This window comes from Microbispora amethystogenes, assembly GCF_016863015.1.
Taxonomy (GTDB): domain Bacteria; phylum Actinomycetota; class Actinomycetes; order Streptosporangiales; family Streptosporangiaceae; genus Microbispora; species Microbispora amethystogenes.
The window spans coordinates 64,409-82,517 of record NZ_BOOB01000049.1; the positions used below are offsets into that span (position 1 = coordinate 64,409).

The 18,109-nt window shown below is 72.4% G+C and carries 11 protein-coding genes; 3 read left to right on the plus strand and 8 right to left on the minus strand.

Going from position 1 to position 18,109, the window contains the following annotated elements:
- Positions 1 to 10 precede the first annotated feature (10 nt).
- Together Mam01_RS29300 and Mam01_RS29305 are read right to left on the minus strand one after the other, a co-directional pair.
- Positions 11 to 1,345, minus strand: coding sequence for a class II 3-deoxy-7-phosphoheptulonate synthase (locus Mam01_RS29300; protein WP_373868731.1), 1,335 nt, complete (start codon positions 1,343 to 1,345; stop codon positions 11 to 13).
- An 11-nt stretch (positions 1,346 to 1,356) separates the two neighbouring features.
- Positions 1,357 to 2,607 (minus strand): FAD-dependent oxidoreductase, encoded by a 1,251-nt coding sequence (locus tag Mam01_RS29305; protein ID WP_204288437.1) that lies wholly within the window; start codon positions 2,605 to 2,607, stop codon positions 1,357 to 1,359.
- A 170-nt stretch (positions 2,608 to 2,777) separates the two neighbouring features.
- Between Mam01_RS29305 and Mam01_RS29310 the strand changes: the two genes are divergently transcribed.
- Positions 2,778 to 2,945 carry a hypothetical protein gene (locus tag Mam01_RS29310; RefSeq protein WP_191910203.1) on the plus strand — a complete coding sequence of 56 codons (168 nt, stop codon included), beginning with the start codon at positions 2,778 to 2,780 and terminating at the stop codon, positions 2,943 to 2,945.
- A gap of 92 nt (positions 2,946 to 3,037) precedes the next feature.
- On the opposite strand, the gene Mam01_RS29315 is transcribed toward Mam01_RS29310, so the two are convergent.
- From Mam01_RS29315 to Mam01_RS29340, 6 genes are all read right to left on the minus strand, one after another.
- Positions 3,038 to 4,051, minus strand: coding sequence for a phosphotransferase family protein (locus Mam01_RS29315; protein WP_204288438.1), 1,014 nt, complete (start codon positions 4,049 to 4,051; stop codon positions 3,038 to 3,040).
- A gap of 1 nt (position 4,052) precedes the next feature.
- A complete protein-coding gene (locus Mam01_RS29320) occupies positions 4,053 to 4,943 on the minus strand; it encodes an aldose 1-epimerase family protein (RefSeq protein WP_204288439.1) in 891 nt (296 codons plus the stop codon).
- Between the two features lie 371 nt (positions 4,944 to 5,314).
- Complete coding sequence (locus tag Mam01_RS29325; RefSeq protein ID WP_204288440.1) at positions 5,315 to 6,637, minus strand: GH1 family beta-glucosidase; 1,323 nt, start codon at positions 6,635 to 6,637, stop codon at positions 5,315 to 5,317.
- Between the two features lie 5 nt (positions 6,638 to 6,642).
- Positions 6,643 to 8,067 (minus strand): 2-oxo acid dehydrogenase subunit E2, encoded by a 1,425-nt coding sequence (locus Mam01_RS29330; RefSeq protein WP_204288441.1) that lies wholly within the window; start codon positions 8,065 to 8,067, stop codon positions 6,643 to 6,645.
- On the minus strand, positions 8,064 to 9,041 hold the full coding sequence (locus Mam01_RS29335) for an alpha-ketoacid dehydrogenase subunit beta (protein WP_204288442.1): 978 nt from the start codon (positions 9,039 to 9,041) through the stop codon (positions 8,064 to 8,066). Before Mam01_RS29335 ends, Mam01_RS29330 begins: the two co-directional genes overlap by 4 nt.
- Positions 9,038 to 9,991, minus strand: coding sequence for a thiamine pyrophosphate-dependent dehydrogenase E1 component subunit alpha (locus Mam01_RS29340; RefSeq protein WP_204288443.1), 954 nt, complete (start codon positions 9,989 to 9,991; stop codon positions 9,038 to 9,040). Before Mam01_RS29340 ends, Mam01_RS29335 begins: the two co-directional genes overlap by 4 nt.
- A 517-nt stretch (positions 9,992 to 10,508) precedes the next feature.
- On the opposite strand from Mam01_RS29340, the gene Mam01_RS29345 reads away from it, so the two are divergent.
- Positions 10,509 to 16,490, plus strand: coding sequence for a non-ribosomal peptide synthetase/MFS transporter (locus tag Mam01_RS29345; protein ID WP_239101715.1), 5,982 nt, complete (start codon positions 10,509 to 10,511; stop codon positions 16,488 to 16,490).
- Positions 16,487 to 18,109, plus strand: coding sequence for a class I adenylate-forming enzyme family protein (locus tag Mam01_RS29350; protein WP_239101716.1), 1,623 nt, complete (start codon positions 16,487 to 16,489; stop codon positions 18,107 to 18,109). The genes Mam01_RS29345 and Mam01_RS29350 overlap by 4 nt, the downstream gene beginning before the upstream one ends.

The window sequence follows — 18,109 nt, forward strand, 5'->3', positions numbered from 1 at the left end:
GGCGTCGCGCTCAGCTGGCTCGGTACAGCTCCGCGACGCGGAAGGCGAGGTCGAGCGACTGACCGCGGTTGAGGCGGGGGTCGCAGGCGGTCTCGTACCGCAGCGCCAGGTCCTCCTCCACGATCGCGTGCCCGCCGCCGACGCACTCGGTCACGTCGTCGCCGGTGAACTCGATGTGGATGCCGCCGGGGTGCGTGCCGAGGGCGTGGTGGACCTCGAAGAAGCCCGCGACCTCGTCGAGCACGTCGTCGAGCCGGCGGGTCTTGTGGCCGCTCGGGGCCTCGAACGTGTTGCCGTGCATGGGGTCGCACACCCAGGCCACGGTCGCGCCGCTCGCGTTGACCTTCTCGACGAGCGTCGGCAGCGCGTCGCGGACCTTCCCGGCGCCCATCCGGGTGATGAAGGTGAGCCGCCCCGGCTCGTTGTCGGGGTTGAGCTTGTCGATCAGGCTGATGGCCTCTTCGGGCGTGGTCGTCGGGCCGAGCTTCACGCCGATCGGGTTGCGGATGCGGCTGAAGAACTCCACGTGCGCCCCGTCGAGCTGCCGGGTGCGCTCGCCGATCCAGACCATGTGCGCCGACACGTCGTACGGCAGGCCCGTACGCGAGTCGATCCGGGTGAGCGCCCGGTCGTAGTCGAGGATCAGGGACTCGTGCGAGGAGTAGAACTCGACGGTGTGGAACTCCTCGGGGTCGGCCCCGCAGGCCCGCATGAACGCGAGCGCCTGGTCGATCTCCCGCGCGAGCTGCTCGTAGCGCCGCCCGGCCGGGGACTCGGCGACGAAGTCCTGGTTCCACGCGTGGACCTGGCGGAGGTCGGCGTAGCCGCCCTTGGTGAAGGCCCGCGCGAGGTTCAGCGTGACGGCCGAGGAGTGGTAGGCGCGCAGCAGCCGGTTCGGGTCGGGACGGCGGGACTCGGGGGTGAAGTCGAACCCGTTGACCATGTCGCCCCGGTAGGCGGGCAGCTCGACGCCGTCGCGGACCTCGGTGGGCTTGGAGCGCGGCTTGGCGAACTGGCCCGCCAGCCGGCCGATCTTGACGACCGGGACGCGGCCGGCGTAGGTCAGCACGATCGCCATCTGCAACAGCGTCTTGAGCTTGTTGCGCACGTTCTCGGCCGTGGCGCCCGCGAAGGTCTCGGCGCAGTCGCCGCCCTGCAGGACGAACGCCTCGCCGCGGGCGACCGCGGCCATGCTGTCCTTGAGCTGGTCGCACTCGCCCGCGAAGACCAGCGGAGGCAGGCTCGCCAGCTCCGCGACGACCTTGTCGAGCTCACCGCGGTCGGGCCAGTCGGGCTGCTGGGCCGCGGCCAGGTCACGCCAGGAGTCCAGGTTCGATGCGCTCACGGACACCAAGGTTATTGCACCGCGTCCCCTGTGGCCTCCTCCTTGTCCATCTGCTGAGATCCTTTCACTCGTGGCGGAAGACGGACGTGCTCGGGAAGCACGCCGAGGCCGACGAATCTGGGCAGCAGTGAGCGGACCACCGGCACGCGGGTGAGATCGGGAATCGTCCGTACGGAACGGGAGGCGAGGGTGGGCCGGATGAACCGGTCCTGCACCAGCCGCTGCGCGGTCTGGACGACGACCGTGGGAATCCGGCGGCGGCGCTGCACCTTCGCCAGCAGCGCCGAGGGCGCCCGGCCGCGCAGCAGGGCCGGCCCGACGATGTTGGCCGTCGCGACGGCGTCCTGCACCGCCAGGTTGATCCCGACGCCGAAGACCGGCGACATCGCGTGCGCCGCGTCGCCGATCAGCAGCAGGCCGGGGAGATGCCACCGGGAGATCCGGTTCACCTCGACCCGCAGCACGCCGGTCTCGTCGAAGGAGCGCAGATCGTCCACCCGGCCGCCGAGGAAGGGCAGCAGCAGCCGCACCCGGTCGCGCAGCTCCCCGACGCCCTGTGCCCGCAGCGCCTCGAAGCCGCCCTTGGGGATGACGTAGGCGAGCTGCCAGTGCGTCTCCCGCACGATGGCGACCATGAGCTCCCCGGCCGACGCCCGCAGGAACGGCTGCCCCGGATCGCCGTCCTCGCGCGGCAGCCGGAACCAGACGACGTCCATCGGCGCGCCGAACCGCCGGGGCGCGAGGCCGGCCGCCTGCCGCAGTACGGAGGTCCGGCCGTCGGCCGCGACCGTCAGCGTGGCCCGGATCTCGTGCTCCGCGCCGCGTTCGTCCCGGTAGCGCACCCCCCGGACGACGCCGTCGTCCCGTACGAGGTCGGTGACCGTGGCGTTCATCAGCAGGCGGAAGTTGGGGTGACGGCGCGCCTCTCCCGTGACGAGGTCGAGGAAGTCCCACTGCGGGACGAAGGCGATGTACCGGTACTTGCCGGGAAGCCTCCGCAGGTCGGCGATCGGCACCCGGCCCTCGTCGGTCTCCACGGACATGGTGTGCGCTTCGAAGTGCGGCAGCCGGTGGAACGCCTCGGCCAGCCCGATCTCGTCCAGCACCTGAAGGGTGGAGGGATGGATCGTGTCACCGCGGAAGTCGCGCAGGAAGTCCGCATGTTTCTCCAGGAGTGTGACGTCGACGCCCGCACGGGCCAGCAGCAGCCCGAGCACGGCCCCCGCGGGCCCGCCGCCCGCGATCACGCATGTCGTGTCCATAATTCATCACCCGCTGAAATTGTCGCACGAGCGGCTCGGTGACTCCATACCCGGAGGGGGAGCACATGGTGACCCGCCGCGGGCCGGGGGAGCGGGGCGAAGCGGGCCTACCGGAGCGGCCGCGGGCACGCTATTTTGTGATCAATGAATATCGGCTGTGAGGAGTCGTCGTGATTGCTCGTGTCCCCCGCGCGCCGCGCGTCGCGGCCGGAGCGATGGTCCTGGCCCTCGTGGCCTCGGTGACCGTCGGCGCCCCCGCGGCCGTCGCGGCGACCGGAGACGCCGAACCGCACACCGGCACCGGCTGCGGCTCGCAGTCGCTCGTGCTGGACGCCTGATCCGGAACGGACCACACCCCCGTGACCCTGGGTGGTCACGGGGGTGTGGCGTGCCCGTCGGACGGTGGGACGGGGCCGGGCCGGAGCCCGGTTCAGACGCGGGCGTGTGGCCCGTGCTGCCGCAGGCCGGCCCTCAGGGTGTCGAGGCAGCTCGCGAGTGATCGGGTGGACAGGTCGCGGATGCGGGCGTAGGACTCCTCCGGGTACTGCCGCGGGCCGTCCTCCACAAGCATGATCAGGTAGAGGTAGACCCGGTAGAGGGCGAGCCGGGTCCAGGCGCCCTCGCCGAGGTCCGCTCTGCCGCCCTCACTCCGGTAGCCGGTGAGCAGGGGGTCGTCCTCGCGCAGCTCGCCGAACAGGGTGGGAGTGATGAAATCGGCCAGCGGATCGCCCCAGAAGGCCCTCTCGAAGTCGATGATCGCCTGGACGCGCCGGTCGCCGTCGAGGAACACGTTGCCGGGCCACACGTCGAAGTGGACCAGAGCCGGAGTGACCACCTCGTCGAGGACGTGCGCGTTCCGGTGGACGAGCCCGGCGATCTCCACGATCGTCGCGGGAAGCCGGGTGTTGTAGTGGACGGCGTCGTCGAGCATCGCGCCCATCATGACGAGGAACGCGTCCCGCCACGTGCGCCCGGTGAGCCCGGCGTACGGGTAGCCGAAGACGCCGGTGCCCGGGATCGCGTGCAGCCGGGCGAGGTGGCGGCCCAGCTCGAACCGGATCGCGCTCTCCTCCGCCGGGCCGAGAGAGGTCGCGCTCCACGCGGCGCCGTCGAGGGCGGACAGGATGAGATAGTCGCCGCCGAGCGCCGAATCGTCGAACGAGGCGTGCAGCAGGTCGGGCATCGGCACCCCGGCGGGCTTGGCCAGGTGGTAGACCATCGCCTCGGTGCGCAGCAGGTGCCGTTCGTACGTCAGCATCCGGAGGTCCGGCGGCGGCCCCAGCTTGAGCACCACCTGGCGCCCGTCGTCGAGCCCGAGCCGCCACGCGGCGTTGGCGAAGCCGTCGGTGAGCTCCTCCGAAGAGGTCAGTGCGCGACCCAGGGCGTCACGGGCGATCTCGCCGAGCTGAGCGGGGGACAGTCGTCTCTTGGTCCTGCTGTCCAATTCAGTCTTCCTCGGTGGCGGCCGCGATGGTCCACGTGGCCTCGTGCTTGTCCCCCGGCTGCAGAACGACCAGATCGGTGCCCGAGTTGAACGCGTCGGGCGGGCAGGTCATGGGCTCCACGGCCAGCCCCCGGTGGCCGAGCCCCGTACCGGTGCAGATCTGGACCCACGGCATGACCTCCGGGTCCCAGGTCAGGTCCACCACGCCTTCCGGGCCGCGCACGCGCACCCGTCCCTCCGCCACGCCGGTGAAGGCGTGGTCGACCGCCGTCTCCCCGATGACGCGCGGCGCCCGGAAGTCGTACGGCGTGCCCGCCACGTCCACCAGGTCGGTGGGGGCGAGCAGGTCGTCGGTGAGCAGCACCCGGCCGGCCGGAAGCTCCAGCTCGTAGGCGGTCACGTCAGGCCCGGCCAGCAGCCAGGGGTGCGGCCCACAGCCGTACGGCGCGGCGCTCTCGCCGACGTTCTGCGCGGTCAGCGTGGTGGACAGGCCCTCCCCGGAGATCGAGTGCCGCACCTCCAGGGCGATCCTGTGGGGATAGCCCTCGACCGGCTCCACGATGTACGTCAGCCGCACGTGGCCGTGGTGGTCCTCCACCACGAGCAGCTCCGCGCACTCCCAGTCGCGGTCGGAGACCAGGCCGTGCAGGGCGTGACCGCGGTCGGGCTCGTTCACCGGCAGGCGGTGACGCCGCCCGTCGAAGGCGTACTCGGCCCCGACCACCCGGTTCGGCCAGGGAGCGAGCATCGTGCCGCTGTAGTAGGGGACCGGCCCGCCCTCCGGCCAGCTCGTCACCAGGTCGCGGTCTCCGTGCCGCAGCACCCGGAGCGCGCCGCCCCGCTCGCTGATCGTGGCCTGGTAGCCGCCGCCGGTGATCGTGTAGTCAGGCACGGGGGGAGTCCTTTCGCTGACGCGAGGTCAAGAAATAGGTCATCTGCCGGTGTGCAGGGACTTTATCCCAGCTCATCGCCCTTGATCCAAGCGGGGTGGGCAATAAGTGGGAGCGCTCCCACCGGAGGTAAAGCTAAGTCTTTCCGACGAACGCGTCAACTTATTCCGGGATTGTGGCGTAGATCGGTATAACGGCTTTGAATTTGCCGTTCGGCGCGTTCCGCTGCACGTGCATGGGAAATCGCCCACCTGACAACGCTGAAAGTTTCAGCCGCTCAAGGCACGCGTCGCCGCCCTCTCGCCGGGCGAGGGGCGGCGGGCGGGTGGCGTGACACCCCGAATGCGGATGCGCGGGTTCCCGCGCGGGCGCGTCAGCGCAGTTCGCCGCTCTTCACGACGTCGCGGTACCAGAGCGCGCTGTCCTTGGGAGTGCGCTTCTGGGTCGAGTAGTCCACGTACACGATGCCGAACCGCTGGCTGTAGCCCTGCGCCCACTCGAAGTTGTCGAGCAGCGACCACACGTGGTAGCCCTCGACCCGCGCACCCTCCTCCATGGCGCGGTGCATGGCGGCCAGGTGGTCGCGCAGGAACGTGATGCGCCGCTCGTCGCGGACGCGGCCGTCGGGGCCGGGCACGTCCTCCGTGGGCAGGCCGTTCTCCGTGATGATCATCGGCACGCCGGGGTAGTCGCGCTGCACCCGCATCAGGATGTCGTGGAAGCCCTCGGGGTAGACCTCCAGCCATTCGGCCTGGGTCCGCTCGTGCAGGAAGACCCGCTCGCCCTTGGCGTCCACGAAGATCGGCGTGTAGTACTGCACGCCGAGCATGTCGATGGGCTCGTTGATGACGGCGAGGTCGCCGTCCAGTATGTGGTCGGCCATCGGGCCGCGCTCGGAGATCCAGCGCAGCGTGTCCTCGGGGTAGGAGCCCTTGAAGATGGGGTCGAGGTAGAGCCGGTTCTCCAGGCCGTCCTGGTGGCGGGCCGCCTCGAGCGCCTCGGGGGTGTCGTCGGCCGGGTACGTCGGGTGGAGGTTGAGCGCCGGCCCGATCCGGCGTCCCGCGTGCCGCTCGTGCAGCACCCGCGAGGCGAGGCCGTGGGCGAGCAGCAGGTGGTGGCAGGCGACGAACGCGCGCGCGTCGTCCTTGAAGCCCGGCGCGTGCTGACCCTCCCGGTAGCCGCAGTCGACGACCGTCTTGGGCTCGTTGATCGTCAGCCAGTCACGGATCTCCAGGGCGTCGAAGCAGATCTCGGCGTACTCGGCGAAGCGCTCGGCCGTGTCCCTGTTCTCCCAGCCCCCTCGGTCCTGCAGCGCCTGCGGCAGGTCCCAGTGGAAGAGCGTGGCCATCGGCTGGATGCCGCGTTCGACGAGCCCGTCGACGAGCCTGCGGTAGAAGTCGAGGCCCTTCTGGTTGGCCTTCCCCGAGCCGGTCGGCTGGATCCGCGGCCACGCGATCGAGAAGCGGTAGCTGCCCAGGCCGAGATCGGCGATCAGGTCCAGGTCGTCGTTGTAGCGATGGTAGTGGTCGGCGGCCTGGTCACCGTTGTCGCCGTCGAGCACGTTCCCCGGGACCGCGCAGAACGTGTCCCACACCGAGGGCCCGCGGCCGTCCTCCGTGGTCGCGCCTTCGACCTGGTACGCCGCGGTCGACGCACCCCAGACGAAGTCGGTCGGAAACCGTGCGGGTGAGTTCATGGGATTCATCCATTCTCAGTGAGGAAACGCGCGGGTGATTCGAGCGCCGACCGGAGTTCGCCGAGGAACTCCGCGGCATCGCGACCGTTGACGAAACGGTGGTCGTACGCGAGGCCGATCGCGGCGGTCTTCCGTACGGCGAAGCCCGCGCCGTCGGGGACGACCTCCGGGCGGGGCGCGGTCAGCGACAGCGCGCACGTCTGGCCGGGGAAGACGATCGGGACGGCGTGCACGATGCCGTCGTGGGTGTGCAGGGTCAGCGTGATATTGCCTCCTTGGAGGTCGCTTTCCCGGAACGACCCGGTGAGGGCCGTCTTGCGGAAACCGGCCAGGTCGCCGGCGATCTCGGAGAGCGGCCGGTCGCCCACGTCGCGGACGACCGGGATGAACAGTCCCCGGCCGACGTCGACGGTCACGCCCACGTCGGCGGTGGCGGCCCGCCGCAGGCGCGGGCGCGGGCCGGGGCCGGGCTCGGCGAAGAAGACGGGGAACCGGTCGAGCAGCCCGCCCGTCGCCTTCACCACCATCTCGGGCAGGCCGACCAGGGCGCGCAGCCGCCGGGTGAGGTCGCGGGCGAGCGACAGCACCTCGGTCACGTCGACGGTCATCACCGTGAACGCCGCGGGGATCTCGCGCCGGGACCGCTCGACGACCTCGGCCGTCCGCTGCTGCGCCCGGGACAGCGTGATCCACTGCGCGTCGTCGTCCGGCTCCGCGCCGTTCAGGGCCGAGTCGGTGGCCGAGTGAACTGCCGACTGAGCCGGGGCCAGCAGGCCGTTCGCCTGGCCCGCCGTCGACGGCAGGGCGCTCCCGGAGGCGTCTCCGTTCGTGGTGGTGGCTCCGGCTGTGGAGGTGGTTTGGGGCGTGGCGGAAGAGGGACCGCCGAGCAGTTCCTCGACGTCGGCCCGCCTGATGATCTTGCGGCCGAGGGCGTACACCCGCTCCATGGCGATGCCGTGCGCCTCGATCAGCTCGCGGGCGGGCATGGTGACGACGACGCCGGAGCCGTCGCCCGCACCCGCGCCGCCGGGACCGCCCGGCCCGGAAGCGCCTGGCCCGGCCGGGAGGCCCGGACCGCTGGAAACGGAGTCGCCGGGCTCAGCCGGGAGGCCCGGCCCGCGTCCGTCGCCTCCCGTGCTATCCGTGGTCGCGGCGCCGGCCACGGTGCCGGCCGGGCCTTCCGGGGCCGTCTCGTCACCGGGCCCGAGCAGGTGGGCGATCACCTGCCCCGGCTCGCATTCGGCCCCCTCGGCGAGCAGCCGCCGCAGGACGCCGTCGTGCGGGGCGACGACCTCCTCGGTCGCCTTCGACGTCTCCAGCAGCACGACCGGATCACCGTCGCGCACCGCCTGGCCGTCCTCGGCCAGCCACTCCACCAGGACGTACGTCGTGTCGTTGTTGTTCAGCTTGGGCACGGGGAAGCCGGTCACGACAGGGCCTCCCTCACCGCGGCCCGGATGCGGACGGCCTGCACGAGCACCTCGCGTTCGAGATGGGGGGCGGCGGGGATCACACTGTCCGCCGAGTTGACCAGGGTGATCGGGCGGCGCAGGCGGCCCCACAGGCGCGGGTAGAGGGCCGTGGCCACCTCGGCCGCCCAGGTGCCGCCCTCGGTGCCGTCGTCCACCACGCAGACGTGCGGCGCGTCCTCCAGCCTGGGCAGGTGGGGCACCGGATAGAGCTGGGCCGGCACGAGCAGTTCGCAGACCAGTTCGTCCTCCAGCAGCAGCGCCCGCATGGCGTCGAGCGTCCGGTGGACGAGCCCGCCGTGGGTGACCAGCGTGCAGTCGGGCGGGCCCGCGCCGTCGACGTACACCCGCGCCACGTCGCCGGCCACCTCGAACCGGAACAGGTCGCCGGTGTCGTGCATCTGCCGGGTGTAGAGGACCTTGTCCTCGAAGAACAGGCAGGGACGGCCCAGGTCGAACATCCGGGTGAGCAGGTCGCCGGCGTCGTGGAACGGCGTCATCTCGAACAGGGACAGCCCTGGCACCCCGATGAAGTGCTTCTGCGGGTTCTGGCTGTGGGTGGGGCCGTAGCCGCGGTTGCCGCCCGTGGGGCAGCGGACCACGAGCGGCACCGGCACGGGCCTGCCGTACATCGCGGTGGACTTGGCGGCGAAGTTCGTGATCTGGTCGAACGCCAGGGCAACGAAGTCGGCGAACATGATCTCGACGATGGCCTTGTCGCCGGCCAGGGCCAGCCCGGCGCCGACCCCCGCGATGGCGCCCTCGCTCAGCGGAGTGGACCGCACCCGGGAACCGAACCGGCTGGACAGCCCCCGGGTCACCTTGAACGCGCCGCCGTACGGGTCGCAGACGTCCTCGCCGAGCAGGTGGACCGAGGGGTCGGACTCCATGAGATCGTGCAGCGCCTGGTTGATGTGCTCGGAGACTCTGGTCACGGCCGCGCCTCCGGTGACGGAGCGGAGGGGGCGGACGCGGCCTGGGCGGCGGGCCGGGCGGAGACCTCGGCGACCACCCGTTCGACGAGATCTCGCTGCTCCGCGTCGATCCGGGCGAACCGCTCGGGATCGGCCTCGGCGTACCGGTCGTACCAGTCGGACTCCCGGACCCGGCGGATCTCCTCCGGTGAGCGGGTGTCGTCGCCCTTGCTGTGCGGTCCGAGACGGTGCGTGGCGAACTCCACGACCAGCGGGGACGGCTCAGTCCGTACGGCGTCCAGCAGCGGGGCGAGGCCCGCCCTGATCTCTTCGACGTCGGCGGACGCGACGTGGTGGTGGCGGACGCCGAAGGCCGCCGCCCGGGCGGCGATCGTGCCGGCCATCTGGACGGACGTGGGGGTCGACTGGGCGATGCCGTTGTGCTCGACCACGACCAGCAGCGGCACCCGCCACAGTGACGCCATGTTGAGCGCCTCGTAGACGGCGCCCTCACCCCAGGTGCCGTCCCCGATGTACGCGCAGGCCAGCGCGCCCGTGCCGGCCAGTTTCAGGGCCACCCCGGTCGCCACCGGAAGGCTCTCGCCCTGCACGCCCGTGGACAGGAAGCGCTGGTGGTAGATGTGCTGGCTGCCGCCGACGCCTCCGCACAGGGCGCCCTCCCGTCCCATGATCTCGGCGAGCAGGCCGTGCGGGTCCGGATGGCGGGCGAGGAAGTGGCCGTGCCCGCGGTGGTTGCTGAACACGAAGTCGTCGTCCCGGAGCAGCGCCGACAGGGCGACCGGGACGTACTCCTGCCCGAGGCAGGTGTGGGTGGTGCCGCTCAGCACACCCCGCTCGAACAGGCGCAGCAGGGCTCGCTCGAAGTGCCGGATGAGAAGCAGCGAGCGGAGATCCCGGTCGGCCACGGCGGGCCGTGGGCTCCGAGGGGGCGCGGCGGCGGTGACGGTCAAAGGTGGTCCGCTCCTGGTGCGTCACTGACGGGAGGGGCGCGCTCGGCACCGGGTTCCCGGCGTCAGGGACTGAAGCACCCATTCTGGGAGCGCTCCCACGGAGCGTAGGTGGGGCAGGGGGTGCTGTCAATCCTCGGCGTTGAGGGTGATTTGGCTGGTTGTAGCCCATATTGTCCGTGATCTGCGGCAATATCCTCACATTCCCCCTCCTGGGTCTAATAACGGACAGAAACTTCCATGACTCTTGACGAACGAAAGGTCCCGTCCATAGCCTCCGTTGCCGTGGGAGCGTTCCCACTTATGCGTCTTGTTTGAAGGGGGTTTACCGGCGCGAACAGCGGCGAATTCCGCGCCGCGCGCGCCGGCATCAGGCGGGAGGCCCGCCGGCGGTGATTCGGTCGCCGCCGGATCGTCGGCCGCCCGCGTATCCGCACCGGCCCGCCGGCGTGCCGGGGTGCGAAGCGCACAGAGGAATCACCATGTTCATTACGCAGGTCTCACCCGAGGTGCCGGCGACGTGACCCGAACCGGTCTCTCACCTGCCAAGCAGGCTCTGCTGGCGCAGCGGCTCAAGGCCGGGAAAGCCGCGAGGGTCACCGTGCCGCCGCGGCCGGCCGGCACGCACCCGCCGCTCTCGCACGCCCAGGAGCGCCTGTGGTTCCTGGAGCAGTACGCGCCGGGCACCACCGCGTACACCGTCGCCTTCGCCGTACGGCTGGAGGGCGGCGAGATAGACGAGGCGGCCCTGGAGCGCGCCCTCGCCGAGGTCGCGCGGCGCCACGAGAGCCTGCGCACCCGGTTCGTCACCACCGACGACGGTACGCCGGAGATCGTGCTGGACGACGATCCGCGGGTCGGGTTCCGGGTGTCCGGCGACGCCGCCGCCGCGCACGAGATCGTGCAGGAGGAGCTGGAGCGGCCGTTCGACCTCGCGAACGGCCCGCTGGTGCGGGTGCTCCTGGTCCGGCTCGCCGCCCGGGAGCACGTGCTGCTCCTGACCATGCACCACGCCGTGACCGACGGCTGGTCCTGCGACATCGTGATGGAGGAACTGCTCGCCCTGCACGAGGCGTACCGGACCGGGACCGAGGCCGATCTCGCCGCCCCGCCGGTGCAGTACGGCGACTACGCCGTGTGGGAACGCGGGCGGACCCACGACGACGACATCCGTTACTGGCGGGAGCGGCTGGCCGGGCTGCCGCCGCTGGAGCTGCCGACCGACCTGCCGCGCCCGCCGGAGCAGGGCGCCGCGGGCGCCGCCCACCGCTTCGTGCTCGACCGCGCGCTCGCGGACGCGCTGACCGAGCTGGGCCGGGCGAACGGCGCGACGCTGTACATGACGCTGCTCGCCGCGTTCGAGGTGCTGCTCGCGCGGTATTCCGGCCAGGACGACTTCGCGGTGGGATCCCCGGTGTCCGGGCGCGAACTCCCGGAGCTGGAGCGGGTGGTCGGCCTCTTCATCAACTCGCTGCCGATGCGGGCCGACCTGTCCGGCGACCCGGCCTTCACCGAGCTGCTCGGCCGGGTGCGCGAGACGGCGCTCGACGCCTACGCCCACCAGGAGCTGCCCTTCGACCGGCTCGTCGGCGAGCTCGGGGTCGAGCGCGACGTGAGCAGGTCACCGGTGTTCCAGGTGATGTTCGCGCTGCAGAACTACCGGTCGGCCCCGCTGCGCGGGCAGGGGCTGACCCTGTCGGCGTACCCGTTCGAGGTGACCGCGAGCCGGTTCGACCTCGGGCTGTACCTGATGGATCTGGGCGACGGCCTGCACGGCAACCTCACCTACCGCACCGAGCTGTTCCGCCCCGCCACCGTCGCACGCCTGGCGGAGTGCTTCGAGAACCTGCTGCGGTCGATCGTCGCCGCCCCGGACACCCGGGTATCGGACCTGGAGCTGCTCCCGGAGGCGGAACGGCGCCGCGTGCTCGGCTTCGCCGGCGCGCCGGCGGACCTGCCCGCCGTCGGCGCATCTGGCGCATCCCCGGCCTCGCCCGAGCCGGCCCCGGCGCGTCAGCCCGAGCCGACTACCGCGCGGCTACACGAGTGGGATGCCGTGCGCCTGCACGAGGTGATCGCGGCGCAGGCGGCCCGCACTCCGTCCGCGACCGCCGTCGTGTGCGGCGGCGACGCTCTCACGTACGCCGAGCTGGACGCGGCGGCCGACCGGCTCGCCGGACGGCTGCGCGCGCTCGGCGCGCGACGCGACGACCGGGTGGCGATCTGCCTGGAGCAGTCCACCGGGCTCGCGGTCGCGGTGCTCGGCGTGCTGAAGTCCGGCGCGGCCTACCTGCCGCTCGACCCGGAACACCCGGCGAGCCGGCTCGGCTACGTGCTGGCCGACGCCGGGGCCAGGCTCGTCATCACCAGTGCCGACCTGCTGGATCGTCTCCCGGACGACGTCACCCCGGTGTACCTCGACGACGACCACGCGCCGGAGCCCCCCGCCGCCGACGACGAGGAGACCGGGACGCCGGGCGACCTCGCGTACGTGATCTACACCTCCGGCACCACCGGGCGGCCCAAGGGCGTCGCCGTGCAGCACCACGAGGTGCTGGTCTACCTCGCCGGGGTGCGCGAGAGGCTGGGCGTGGAGCCCGCCTCGTCCTTCGCCCTGCTCCAGTCCCTCGCGTTCGACTTCGGCGTCACGGTCTTCTACCTCTGCCTGATGACCGGCGGCACGTTGCACCTGGTGCCCTCGCGCACCGCGGGCCCGGAGCTGGCGGAGATCTTCCGCCGGACCGGGATCGACTACCTCAAGATCACGCCGTCGCACCTCGCCACCTTGCTCGCGTCCGCGAGCGATGCCACCGAGCCCGCGTCCGGCCGGCTCGCCGACGGCGGATCGGCCGACCTGCTGCCCAGGAAGCTGCTGCTGCTGGGCGGCGAGGCGGCTCCGCGCGGCTGGGCCGCCGAGCTGGAGGCGACGGGCCGCTGCCGGGTCGTCAACCACTACGGGCCCACCGAGGCCACCGTCGGCGTCACCACCTACGACGTCGCCCGGCTCCCGGCTCCCGACGGCCCGGCCGAGGCGAGCGTGAGCCTGCCGATCGGCTCGCCGCTGCCCGGGGCGCGGGCGTACGTGCTGGACGAGCGGCTGCGGCCGGTCCCCGCCGGGGTGCCGGGCGAGGTCTACCTCGGCGGCGACAGGCTGGCGCGCGGCTACCTGAACCGTCCGGGCCTCACCGCCGACCGGTTCGTCCCCGACCCGTACGGCCCGCCCGGCGCGCGCATGTACCGCACCGGGGACCTCGGCCGGTGGACCGACTCCGGCGACCTGGAGTTCCTGGGCCGCCGCGACCTGCAGGTGAAGATCCGCGGCTACCGCGTCGAGCTCGGCGAGATCGAGTCGGTGCTGACCGACCACCCGGACGTCGCTCAGGCCGTCGTCGAGCCGCGCGGGGAACAGCTCGTCGCCTACCTCGTCCCCGCCGCGGGAAGCACGACCGGACCCGACGCCGGGAGCACGCCGGACGGGCCCGCGGAACGGCCCGGCGCCGCGGCCGTGCGCGCCTGGCTGGCCGACCGGCTGCCCGCCTACATGATCCCCTCCCGCTACGCCTGGCTGGACGAGCTGCCGCTCAAGTCGCACGGCAAGGTGGACCGGTCGCGCCTGCCCGAGCCGGAGGCCGACGTCCCGGCGGCCGAGTACGTCGCCCCGGAGCCCGGCCCCGAGGAGGACGTGGCGGGCGTCTGGGCGGAGGTGCTGGAGGTCGAGCGGGTGGGCGCCCACGACGACTTCTTCGCGCTGGGCGGCCACTCGCTGCTCGCGATGCGGGTCATCGCCCGGCTGCGCCGGGCGTACCCGGACCGGCCGGTCACCGTGCTCGACGTGTTCAAGCACCGCACCGTGCGCGAGCTGGCGCGGCTGCTCACCGCCGAGGGGGACGTGCCGCGCTCCCTGCTGCACCGGCTCACCCCCGCCCGGACCGTCACCACCACCCTGGTCTGCGTGCCGTACGGCGGGGGCAGCGCGGTCGTCTACCAGCCGCTCGCCGACGCGCTGCCCGCCGACTGGGCGCTCTACTCGGTCGCCGTGCCGGGCCACGAACTGGGCGAGGAGTCCCGGCCGTTCGAGGAGGTCGTCCTCGGCTGCGTGGCCGAGATCGCCGAGATCATGGACCGCAACGGCGGCTCGCTCGTGCTGTACGGCCACTGCGGCCTCGGCGTCATGCTGTCCGCCGAGATCACCCGGAAGCTCGAAGCCGAGGGCCACGCCGTCGACGCGCTGTATCTCGGCGGCGTGTTCCCCTTCGCCCGGCCGGGCCGCGGCCTGAACTGGCTCGGGACGTTCTTCGACCGCCTCACCAGCGACCAGCAGCGGGTGAACGCCCTCACCGCCGCCGGGCTCGACGTGGAGGACCTCGGCCGGGACCAGGTCAAGCTCATCGTGCGCAACCGCCGCGAGGGCACCCGCGCCGCCGAGCGGTACTTCACCCGCATTTTCGAGGAGGGCGGCGGCCCGGCGCTGCGCGCGCCGGTGATCGCCGTGGTCGGCGAACGCGATCCGGCGGCCGAGTTCTACCAGGAACGTTACAAGGAGTGGCACTGCCTGTCAGATGAGACGGCGTGCGTCGTGCTCGACGAGGCCGGGCACTTCTTCCTCCGATACCGGAACACCGAGCTGGCCGACATCGTCACCGGCGCCCACGCCGCCCTCGCCTCCGGGCGTACCGAGGGGATGGCACGGGACGAGAGCCGCACCTGGTGGCTGCAGGGCGTCTCGCGCCAGCCCGCCGGGCTTGCGGCAGGCGCAGGATCGAACGGCGCGGACGCCGTTCTCCAGGACGGCCCGACCGTCGCCGTGCGGAACGACACGGAAGGCGTCGGTTATGACGGCCTGACGGTCGCCGCGCGGAACGGCGCGGAAGGCCCCGGCCCCGACGGTCCGGAAGCCGCCGGTCAGGACGGCTTCGCAGGCACGACGCGGAACGGGCAGGCCGGGCATGCCGGGCAGAACGGGCGCGAGGCGCCGGCCGGTTCGGCGGAGGCACCGCCACGGGTCGGCCCGCCGCCCAGCATGCGCCGCTTCCTCGTCGTCGCGGCGGGCCAGCTCGTCTCGATCACCGGCTCCGCGCTGACCGAGTTCGCCATCCCGCTGTGGATCTATCTCACGACGGGGTCGCTGGCCAGGTTCGCGCTGTTCTCCGTGCTCGGCCTGCTGCCCGGCATGCTCGTCGCGCCCCTGGCCGGCGCCATCGTCGACCGGTTCGACCGGCGCAGGGTCATGCTCGCCGGCGACGTGGCGGCCGGCGGCACCCAGCTCGCGCTGGGAGTCCTGCTGTGGACCGGCAACCTGCAGGTCTGGCACATCTATCCGCTGCTGGTCTGCCTGTCGGTCGCGCTGACCTTCCAGCGGCTCGCGTACGGCTCCGCGATCCCGCAGCTCGTGCCGAAACGCTTCCTCGGGCACGCCAACGGCGTCGTCCAGATGGCCGCCGGCACCGCGCAGCTCATCGTGCCGCTGATCGCCGTCGGGCTGATGGCGGCGATCGGGCTGGAGGGCATCCTCGTCATCGACGTGGCGAGCTACGTCGTCGCCACCCTCACCCTCCTGCTGGTCCGCTTCCCGGCGACGATGGCGTGGAAGCGGCGGGAGAGCGTGCTCGCGGAGATGATGGGCGGCATCCGCCACTCCTGGGGCAACCGGGGCTTCCGCGCGATGCTGTTCTACTTCGCGGTGCTGAACGTCTTCCTGTCCCCGCTGTTCCTGATGATCTCGCCGCTGGTGCTGTCGTTCGCGTCGCTGGCGGAGGTCGGCCGGGTGTCGTTCGCGGGCGGTCTGGGCGCCTTCCTCGGCGGCCTCGCCATGGCCGCCTGGGGCGGGCCGCGCCGCCGGAGGCTGCACGGCGTGCTGGTGTCCACGCTCGCCCTGTCGGTGTTCTGCCTGCTGACCGGGCTGCGCCCGGACCTGTTCCCGATCGCCGCTGGCGCGTTCGGCATGTCGCTGTGCCTCACCCTGCTGAACGGCGTCTACGCCACGATCATCCAGGTCAAGGTGCCGCAGCGGTTCCACGGCCGGGTCATCGCGCTGAACACGCTGGTCGCCTGGTCCACCCTGCCCATCGGGTTCGGCCTGGTCGCGCCGTACGGCGCGCAGGTCTTCGAGCCGCTGCTCGCCCCCGGCGGGCCGCTCGCCGGGACGGTGGGCGCGGTGCTCGGCACCGGGCCCGGGCGCGGGATCGGCTTCATGTACGCCTGCTTCGCCCTGGCGATCGCCGCCGTGGCGCTGGTCGGCATGCGGATCGGGGTGCTGCGCCGGTTCGACGACGAGGTGCCCGACGCCCTGCCGGACGACGTCGTCGGCTACCAGGCCCTCACCCAGCGGATCGCGTCGGTCCGGGCGGCCGACGGGACGGACGGTGCGGGAGACGGCCCGCCCGCCCCGGGACAGGTGCTCGGCGCGGTCGCCCCAGTCGGGCCGGCCCCTGAGCCGGCGCGCGAGCCCGCCTCCGTACCCGCCTCCACGTCCGGCCGGGCACCCGAGAAGGAGCAGGTATGACGCGCACGACGAGGACGCGGCGGATGCCCGCGCTCACCGTGCCGGAGTTGCTGCGGCTGCGCGCCCAGCAGGAACCGGACGGCGTCGCGATGATCGTCGAGGGGCAGGGGACGCTCACCTTCGCGGAGTGGGAGCGCAGGTCGGCGGCGCTCGCCGCCGGGCTGGCGGAGAAGGGCGTCGCCCCGGGCGACAGGGTGGCGCTGCACTTCGGCAGCCGTGACTGGATCGACTTCGCCGTGGCGTTCTGCGGGGTGCTCGAAGCGGGCGCGGTGGCCGTGCCGATGTCTGACCGGCTGGCGCCGGCCGAGATCCGCTACATGGTCGGGCACTGCTCGGCGGCGGCGGTGCTGCTCGGCCGGGACCTCGCTCTCCCGCCGGCCCGTACGGACGAGTCGCAAGCTCCGGCGGCGCCGGAGCCGTGGACCGCGACCCCGGCGGAGCTCGAATCCGTCGCCGCGCCCGGCTCGCGCCCGGCCGCGCCGCCGGTGCGGCCCGGCGACCTGGCGCAGATCCTCTACACCTCGGGCACGACCGGGCGGCCCAAGGGAGTCGGCGCGAGCCACGCCAACCTGGCCTACGGGTGCGTGACACAGCCCCGGCACCGCAGGTTCGCCCACTCGCGGCACCTGCTGCACGCCTTTCCGATCGGCACCAACGCCGGCCAGACGATGCTGATCAACGCGCTGGACGCCCGGCCCACCGTGCTGACCCCCGCGCGGTTCACCCCCGGCAGGTTCGCCCGGCTCATCGAGACCTACCGCCCCGGCACCGTGTTCCTGGTGCCCTCCATGGCGGTCGAACTCCTCGACGCGGGGCTGCACGAGCGGCACGACATGTCCGGCGTGGTGCTGCTGGGCTCGGCGGCGGCGGCGCTGCCCCCCGCCCTGGCGGAGCGGCTGGCGGCGGCGTTCCCAAACGCGACGGTGACGAACTACTACACGTCCACCGAGGCCGCCCCCGCCCAGACCATCATGATCTACGACCGGGCCCGCCCGGCCGCGCTGGGGCGGCCCGCGTTCGACGGGTCGCTGCGCATCGCCGACGAGGAGGGCAACCCGCTCCCGCCCGGGGAGACCGGCGAGGTGTGGATGCGGTCGCCCGCCGCCAGCAGGTCCTACTACGGCGACGAGGAGGCCAGCGCCCGCGCGTTCCGCGACGGCTGGGTGCGGATGGGCGACGTCGGATACGTGGACGCCGACGGCTACCTCTACCTCGTCGACCGGGAGAGCGACGTGGTCAAGACCGGCGCGTACAAGGTGTCCACGCTGCAGGTCGAGGCGGCGCTGTACGAGCACCCGGAGATCGCCGAGGCGGCCGTCTTCGGCCTCCCGCACCCGGTGCTCGGCTCCGTGCTGGGCGCCGCGGTCGTGGCCAGATCGGGCCCCGCGTCGGTCGCCGGGCCGGGCTCGGTGTCGGTTTCGGGGCGGGTTCCGGGGCCGGGGCAGGGGTTGTCGGCGAGCGAGGTACGCGCCTTCCTGATGGACCGGCTGGCCTGGCACGAGCTGCCCGAACGCATCCTCGTGGTCGACGACCTGCCCAGGAACCAGTCAGGAAAGGTCATCAAGAAGGAACTGCTCACGTTGCTGGGCGACTCCATGATCAGCAAAGAAGGCGAGTGA

Bases quoted from the DNA above. Each gene is read 5' to 3' on its own strand.
- Mam01_RS29305 (WP_204288437.1), bottom strand. From the start codon at position 2,607: ATGGACACGACATGCGTGATCGCGGGCGGCGGGCCCGCGGGGGCCGTG.
- Mam01_RS29350 (WP_239101716.1), top strand. From the start codon at position 16,487: ATGACGCGCACGACGAGGACGCGGCGGATGCCCGCGCTCACCGTGCCG.
- Mam01_RS29325 (WP_204288440.1), bottom strand. From the start codon at position 6,637: ATGAACTCACCCGCACGGTTTCCGACCGACTTCGTCTGGGGTGCGTCG.